Here is a 7,183-nt window from a genome sequence, read left to right as displayed (position 1 = left end):
GGCGTGGCGTTGTTCTTCATGCCGGTGCTGCAGATCCTGCTGTCGGACCTGGATGGTCGTGAGATTGCGGCCGGCTCGGGCCTGGCCACATTCCTGCGCACGCTGGGCGGCAGCTTCGCCGCCTCGCTGACCACCTGGCTTTGGGCGCGTCGCACGCAGGTGCATCACGCGGACCTGACCGAGCACATCTCGGCCTATCAGCCGGGCATGCAGGACCAGGTGGCGGCGATGGGGCAGGGCGACCTGCAACATGGTGCGGCGGTGCTGAACAACATGATCAACCACCAGGCATCGCAGATGGGCTTCAACGACATCTTCTTCCTGCTGGGCTGGATCTTCCTGGCGATCATCTCGTTCCTGTGGCTGGCCAAGCCGCCCTTCGGTGCGGGCGCGGGTGCTGCCGCCGGTGGCGGGCACTGATCGATCGCTGTTGCTGAAAAACAAAACCCCGCCGGAAGGCGGGGTTTTTGTTTGCACTGCATCCACGCATGCATGCGAATTCCAGTAGATCCACGCCATGCGTGGATGGACGCGCGTGATCCCGGCAAACGCTGGACATGAAAAAACCCGCTTGCGCGGGTTTGATCATTGTCTGAGTCATGGTGCCCAGGAGAGGACTCGAACCTCCACGAAGTTGCCCCCGCTAGCACCTGAAGCTAGTGCGTCTACCAATTCCGCCACCTGGGCGACTCAGGAGGAGAATTTTGCAGGAAGGCTGGATATGTGTCAACACCATTTCACACATTTTTTTCTGCACCGGCTTCCGCGTCCACATCCAGATGCAGCAGCAGGCTGCGCATCGGTGGCGAGAGTGATTTCCAGTCGGCGAACGCGGCGCACAGCCGGCGTTGTGCCCACGCGTTGCCGAGTGCAACGGCGACGATGCCGGTGGCCCGTCGATGTTGCCGCGCGATCGTGCGCGGCGCGATGCCCACGCCGATGCCATGGCCCACCATCGTGCAAAGGCCTTCAAAGGTCTTCATGCGGATGCGCACGTCGAGCGTGCGTCCGGCCTCTGCCGCCAGCTCTTCGATATAGGTCTGCAGCGCATTGCCGTCGGCCAGGGCAACAAAGGTCTCGCCCAGCACATCGCTGAAGTCGAGCGAACGCCGGGCGGCGAAGCGATGGCCTGCCGGCAGCATCATCATCAGCGGGTCTTCGGCAACGACATGACGACGCAGTCCATCGGCGGGAACAGCATCACTGATGATGCCGGCCTCTGCCTGGCCGGCACGGATCGCGCGCACGACTTCATTGCTGGTGCGTTCGTGCAGTTCCACGCGCAGGCGAGGGCGCTCTGCCAGCCATGGGGCCAGTCGCGCGGGCAGATAGTTGGTCAATGCCGCGGTGTTGGCGTACAGGTGCAGCGTGCCTCGAGCGCCGTGGGCGAACGCCTGCAGTTCGCCGCGCAGCTGCGCCTGCTGCTGCAGGATCAGGCGCGCGTGATGGGCCAGTGCGGCACCCGCTTCGGTGAGGCTGATGCCGCGCGGGTGACGGGTGAGCAGCGCCGTGCCAGCGTCGGTTTCGATGGCGCGCAGGCGTTCGCTGGCCGATCCCAGTGCCAGATTCGCCTCCACCGCGCCGGCAGTGATGCTGCCGGCTTCGGCCACCGCCAGGAACAGGCGCAGATCGGCAATGTCCAGACGCATGTCGTTTGCTCCGCTCGGCCCTGCCTTCGGCTGGTCCGAAGGCGCAGGCGGGAAGACCGCATTGTGCGCGCCTGCGGCGCCGGCTCCAATGGCGGCATGAACGAGACGACATACTTCTATGGATTGCTGGTGGTGGTGTTCGTGCTGGCCGGGGTGGTCAAGGGCGTGACCGGCATGGGCCTTCCGACGGTGGCGATGGGATTGCTGGGCGGCGCGTTGTCGCCGGTGGCGGCGGCCTCGATGCTGTTCATTCCTACCTTCGTCACCAATGCCTGGCAGTTGCTGTCCGGGCCATCACTGGGCCGCACCCTGCGGCGGCTGTGGCCGATGATGCTGGCCGTGGTGGTGGTGACGCTGGGTTCGGCCGCGCTGCTGGTGCGGGTGGATCGTGATGCCTCGCGCGCCGCGTTGGGCGTGGCGCTGATGGTGTATGCGCTGTACGCGCTGGTGGCGCCGGTGTTCCGCGTACCGCAGCGGCGCGAGCGCTGGCTGGGGCCGCTGGTCGGGGCGGTGTCCGGCGTGGTCACCGGCGCGACCGGCGTGTTCGTCATGCCGGCGGTGCCGTACCTGCAGTCGCTGGGGTTGCAGCGCGAGGAGCTGGTGCAGGCACTGGGCCTGGCGTTCACCGTATCGACAATCTCGCTGACCACCGGGCTGGTGCTCAATGGTGCGTTTGGCGTGCAGCAGCTGGGGTTGAGCGCGCTGGCGGTGCTGCCGGCGTTGCTGGGCATGTGGCTGGGGCAGGTGATCCGCCAGCGCATCAGTGCGCGCGTGTTCCGTGCCTGCTTCCTCGGCTTCCTGCTGTTGCTGGGCCTGGAGCTGATGCTGCGTTCGTGGTGGTGACGCCGACCGGACGCCAGACAAGAAAAAACCCGCTTTCGCGGGTGTTTTTCATTCTCGACATGGTGCCCAGGAGAGGACTCGAACCTCCACGAAGTTGCCCCCGCTAGCACCTGAAGCTAGTGCGTCTACCAATTCCGCCACCTGGGCGTCGAGGAGGAGAATTATGGGGTGCCGTGACGGAGGTGTCAACACCCTTCTGAAATTCCTGCGTCCAACGCGCTCAGTAGATCCACGCCATGCGTGGATGGGTGCGGCAGCCGGATTACAGGCAAAAAAAATCCCCGCCGAAGCGAGGAGTTTTTTCGTTGGTGCCCAGAAGAGGACTCGAACCTCCACGGTTTTACCCGCTAGTACCTGAAACTAGTGCGTCTACCAATTCCGCCATCTGGGCGTTCCAGAGGCGCAATTGTGAAGATGAACCCGGGGCCTGTCAACGATTTCCTGAAAATTCTTAATGGGGGTTCTTCAACGTGTTTGCTGACCCGTTCTGCACGCCCACAGCGGCTACCATGGAGGGCGATGACTACCAAAAAACCAAGCAAGGGCGGGAGCAAGTCCCGCAGTGAAGCCCCCAACAAGGGCACCAAGCAGGGCACTGCCCGCAACAACAAGCCGGGCAAGCCGTTGCCGGGCTGGCTCCCCGCACTGGCCGAAGGCGGTGCACCGCCTCCAGGACGTGGCCGCCGCAACGCCGAGCCGCCAAGTCCGGCGCCGGGCCGCAAGCTGCCGCCGACGGGCAAGGTGATCGACGATCCCTATGCGTCCCGCGAAGCGGAAAAGTACGAACAACCCATCGCCAGCCGCGAGGCCATCCTGGCCCTGCTGGAACGCTGCGAAGGGCCGCAGACGGCTGAGGAACTCGGCGCGCGCCTGGGCCTGACCGCACCGGACCGTGCCGAAGCGCTGTCGCGCCGTCTCGGCGCCATGGTCCGCGATGGCCAGCTGGTGCAGAACCGACGCGGCGGCTTCGCGCCCATCCAGACGTTGAACCTGGTCACCGGCGTGGTGATCGCCAATCCGGAAGGGTTCGGCTTCCTGCGCCCAGTCGAGGGCGGCGACGATCTGTTCCTGCCGCCGTATGAAATGCGCAAGGTGATGCACGGCGACAAGGTGTTGGCGCGTGTTACGGGCATCGATCATCGCGGCCGTCGCGAAGGCAGCATTGCCCGCGTGCTCGAGCGCGGCATGACCCGCCTGATCGGCCGCTTCAGCGTCGAGATGGGCATCAACTACGTGGTGCCTGATGACAAGCGCATCCAGCGCAACGTGCAGGTGCCACCGGATCAGATCGGCGGTGCGCGCGATGGCCAGCTGGTCGTCTGCGAGTTGACCCAGGCACCGGACAGCCGCCGTCCGCCGATCGGCCGCATCATCGCCGTGCTCGGCGACAAGCTGACCGCATCGCTGGTGGTGGAGACCGCGATTCACGGCCACGAACTGCCGTTCGAGTTCCCGCAGGAGGTGCTGGACGAAGCCGCCTCGGTGCCGCTGGTGGTCGAGCCGGCGATGATCGGTGACCGCGTCGACATGCGCAGCACGCCGCTGGTCACCATCGATGGCGAGGACGCCAAGGACTTCGACGACGCGGTGTACTGCGAGCCGAACGCCGATGGCTTCCGCCTGGTGGTGGCCATTGCCGATGTCTCCAACTATGTCCGTCCCGGCACGCCGCTGGACGATGAAGCACAGAAGCGCGCCACCTCGGTGTACTTCCCGGGCTTCGTGGTACCGATGCTGCCGGAGACGTTGTCCAACGGTATCTGTTCGCTGATGCCGAAGGTCGACCGCATGTGCTTCGTCTGCGACATGCAGATCGACCGCGAGGGCCAGGTCACCGGCTCGCGCTTCTACGAAGCGGTGATGAATTCGCACGCGCGCCTGACCTACACCCAAGTGTGGCAGGCAGTGGGCGAGGATGACGCCGGTGCCAAGGCCTTCATCGGCGATCTGTTGCCGCAGGTGCAGCGCCTGCACCAGCTGTACAAGGTGCTGTCCAAGGCGCGCACCAAGCGTGGCGCGATCGAATTTGAAAGCAGCGAAGTCCGCTTCGTGCTCGACAACCGGGGCGAAGTCACCCAGGCCGGCATGCTGGTGCGCAACGATGCGCACAAGCTGATCGAGGAATGCATGATCGCGGCCAACGTGGAGGCGGCAAAGTACCTGTTGTCGCGCCATGTGCCGGCGCCTTACCGCGTGCATGAGAAGCCGCCGGAGACCAAGTACGCCGATCTGCTGGAATTCCTCAAGGAGTTCAAGCTGAGCCTGCCGCCGTGGTCGAAGGTGCGCCCGGGCGATTACACCAAGCTGCTGAAGAAGATCCGCGACCGTCCCGATGCCACGCTGCTGGAATCGGTGCTGCTGCGCAGCCAGAGCCTGGCCGTGTACAGCCCGGACAACAACGGCCACTTCGGCCTGGCGCTGGAGGCATACGCGCACTTCACCTCGCCGATCCGTCGTTACCCGGATCTGCTGGTGCATCGTGCGATCAAGCATGCGCTGTCGGGCAAGCCGCTGGAGAAGTTCACCTACAACGCCCGCGAGATGGCCGCACTGGCACTGCAGTGTTCCGAGCGTGAGCGTCGTGCCGATGAGGCCGAGCGCGAGGTGGATGAGCGTTACCGCGCCGCGTGGATGGAAAAGCACGTGGGTGGCCAGTTCGACGGCGTGATCAGCGGCGTGACCAGTTTCGGCCTGTTCGTGGAGTTGGCCGACTCGAAGGTACAGGGCCTGGTGCATGTGACCCAGCTGCCGCAGGACTATTACAAGTTCGACGCGACCCGCAAGACATTGACCGGTGAGCGCCGTGGCAGCAGTTACCGCCTGGGTGACCAGGTGCGCATCCTGGTGCTGAAGGCCAGCATGGAAGAGCGCAAGATCGACTTCCGCCTGGTCGAGCACAAGGGCGAGGAAGAGGAAGCAGGCGCGGCCCCGCTGCCCGAGCGCGGCAAGCCGGCCAAGCGCGCGAAGAAGAAGTATTGAAAGCTGTGCCGACCAACGGTCGGCACCCACCACGCCGGCGCCGCCCATCCCGGTAGGCGCCGGTCCCGGGCGGCACGTTCCCATCGGTAGGTGTCGAGCTTGCTCGACACGCTCCCCATCGGTAGGTGTCGACCTTGGTCGACACGATGTTCCGGAGGAAAGCAGCAATGCAGGGCCAACCCGAATACAGCGGCGGCTGCCAGTGCGGCGCGATCCGCTTCCAGGCGCGGGGCGAGCTGACCGACAGCTCGATCTGCCATTGCCGGATGTGCCAGAAGGCSTTCGGCGCGTATTACGCGCCGCTGGTGTCGGTGCGCGGTGTGCAGTTCAGCTGGACCCGTGGCCAACCGCGCTATTTCCAGTCCTCCAACGTAGTGCGGCGCGGCTTCTGCGCCGACTGTGGCACGCCGTTGACCTATGAAGCCCCCGATGGCGTGGCGGTGGCCGCCGGTGCCTTCGACCAGCCTGAACGCCTGCCGCCGACCCTTCAGTACGGCGTCGAGCGCAAGCTGCCCTTCGTCGATGGGCTTGGCCGGCTGCCGGCACGCCGTACGGAACAGGACATGGCCGCGCTGGAATTCCTGGCCACGGTCGTTTCCCATCAGCATCCCGACCACGACACCCCGCACTGGCCGCCGCGCAGCCGTTCGGCCGAAGGGTGAACGGCGGGTAGCGCCGGGCCATGCCCGGCGAGCGCGAAGCGCGGCCGCCCCTGATGCTCTACCATAGCCACCCCCTTTCCGGTCCTGCCCGCATGAGCAAGAACAGCCAGTGGATCGTCGGCGTCAACGCCGTCGCCTCCTCCATCGAGAACGACGCCGAGAACGTCCGCGAAGTGCTGGTCGAGGCCGGTGCGAAGAACCCGCGCCTGGTCGAAATCGAGGAAAACGCCCGCCGCAAGGGCATCGACGTGCGCAAGGTCAACAGCCAGGCGCTGGACGGCGTGGGCGGTTCGGTGCGCCACCAGGGCGTGGCTGCACGCTATGCCGCCGCCCGCACCTACAACGAGAACGAGCTGGAAGGCCTGGTAACCGCTGCGGAAGGCAAGGCCCTGCTGCTGGTGCTGGACGAGGTGCAGGACCCGCACAACCTCGGCGCCTGCCTGCGCTCGGCTGCCGCTGCCGGCGCCACCGCCGTCATCATTCCCAAGGACAAGTCGGCCACGGTCAATGCCACCGTGCGCAAGACCTCGGCCGGCGCTGCCGACCGCATCCCGGTGGTGGCGGTGACCAACCTGTCGCGCTGCCTGAAGGACCTGCAGAAGCAGGGCGTGTGGATCTACGGCCTGGCCGGTGAGGCCACTGCGTCGCTTTACCAGCTGGACCTGAAGGGCAACATCGCCCTGGTGCTGGGCGGCGAAGCCGACGGCCTGCGCCGCCTGACCCGCGAAAACTGCGATGGCCTGGTCAAGATTCCGATGCCGGGCGAGATCGAGAGCCTGAACGTCTCGGTCGCGGCCGGCGTCAGCCTGTTCGAGGTCGTGCGCCAGCGCGGTTGATCGGCATCGCCGCAGCGTGATCCGGGTCAGATTCCTTTCCCTTGGGAAAGGGATCTGACCCTATTTTCTGCCGGACCCCAATCCACGCATGGCGTGGATCTACTATCAGCTCTCGCGGAACTGTATGAGCCGGGGTGCCGTGGGTGTGCGGGGTGTGAGCCGCATGGATGCGGCGACCAAGCCCCCAGGGATGGGTTCACGGCGTCCCCGCACA

Annotated in this window: 5 protein-coding genes, 3 tRNA genes and 1 pseudogene; 5 read left to right on the top strand and 4 right to left on the bottom strand. The window is 65.6% G+C overall.

The window, feature by feature from the left end; all coding sequences use genetic code 11:
• A pseudogene (gene emrB, locus AB4Y84_RS08800) lies at positions 1-420 on the top strand (multidrug efflux MFS transporter permease subunit EmrB); the annotation flags it as partial.
• A gap of 180 nt (positions 421-600) precedes the next feature.
• On the opposite strand, the gene AB4Y84_RS08795 reads toward emrB, so the two are convergent.
• Positions 601-687 (bottom strand) — tRNA-Leu (locus tag AB4Y84_RS08795).
• Between the two features lie 50 nt (positions 688-737).
• Positions 738-1,649, bottom strand: a complete 912-nt coding sequence (locus tag AB4Y84_RS08790) for a LysR substrate-binding domain-containing protein (protein ID WP_442243745.1) — start codon at positions 1,647-1,649, stop codon at positions 738-740.
• 96 nt (positions 1,650-1,745) lie between these two features.
• Between AB4Y84_RS08790 and AB4Y84_RS08785 the strand changes: the two genes are divergently transcribed.
• Positions 1,746-2,492: a sulfite exporter TauE/SafE family protein gene (locus AB4Y84_RS08785; protein ID WP_442243744.1), complete on the top strand. Its 747-nt coding sequence runs from the start codon at positions 1,746-1,748 to the stop codon at positions 2,490-2,492.
• A 60-nt stretch (positions 2,493-2,552) separates the two neighbouring features.
• Here AB4Y84_RS08785 and AB4Y84_RS08780 read toward each other — a convergent pair.
• Both AB4Y84_RS08780 and AB4Y84_RS08775 read right to left on the bottom strand, forming a co-directional pair.
• Positions 2,553-2,639 (bottom strand) — tRNA-Leu (locus AB4Y84_RS08780).
• Between the two features lie 159 nt (positions 2,640-2,798).
• Positions 2,799-2,883, bottom strand: a tRNA-Leu gene (locus tag AB4Y84_RS08775).
• 128 nt (positions 2,884-3,011) lie between these two features.
• Here AB4Y84_RS08775 and rnr point away from each other — a divergent pair.
• The 3 genes from rnr (at position 3,012) to rlmB (ending at position 6,969) form a co-directional block, all read left to right on the top strand.
• Positions 3,012-5,471, top strand: coding sequence for a ribonuclease R (gene rnr, locus AB4Y84_RS08770; protein ID WP_442243743.1), 2,460 nt, complete (start codon positions 3,012-3,014; stop codon positions 5,469-5,471).
• A 167-nt stretch (positions 5,472-5,638) separates the two neighbouring features.
• Positions 5,639-6,133, top strand: a complete 495-nt coding sequence (locus tag AB4Y84_RS08765; protein WP_093817773.1) for a GFA family protein — start codon at positions 5,639-5,641, stop codon at positions 6,131-6,133.
• Between the two features lie 92 nt (positions 6,134-6,225).
• Positions 6,226-6,969, top strand: coding sequence for a 23S rRNA (guanosine(2251)-2'-O)-methyltransferase RlmB (gene rlmB, locus AB4Y84_RS08760; RefSeq protein ID WP_223494668.1), 744 nt, complete (start codon positions 6,226-6,228; stop codon positions 6,967-6,969).
• Positions 6,970-7,183 lie beyond the last annotated feature (214 nt).

Origin of the sequence: Stenotrophomonas sp. 2YAF22 (assembly GCF_052114665.1) — a bacterium.
GTDB lineage: Bacteria > Pseudomonadota > Gammaproteobacteria > Xanthomonadales > Xanthomonadaceae > Stenotrophomonas > Stenotrophomonas indicatrix.
The sequence above is the reverse complement of the archived record's forward strand: the minus strand, read 5'-3'. Positions and strand labels throughout refer to the sequence as shown.

Excerpts from the sequence above, each read along its gene's own strand:
- AB4Y84_RS08790 (WP_442243745.1), bottom strand. The coding sequence starts at position 1,649 with ATGCGTCTGGACATTGCCGATCTGCGCCTGTTCCTGGCGGTGGCCGAA.
- AB4Y84_RS08785 (WP_442243744.1), top strand. The coding sequence starts at position 1,746 with ATGAACGAGACGACATACTTCTATGGATTGCTGGTGGTGGTGTTCGTG.
- rnr (WP_442243743.1), top strand. The coding sequence starts at position 3,012 with ATGACTACCAAAAAACCAAGCAAGGGCGGGAGCAAGTCCCGCAGTGAA.
- rlmB (WP_223494668.1), top strand. The coding sequence starts at position 6,226 with ATGAGCAAGAACAGCCAGTGGATCGTCGGCGTCAACGCCGTCGCCTCC.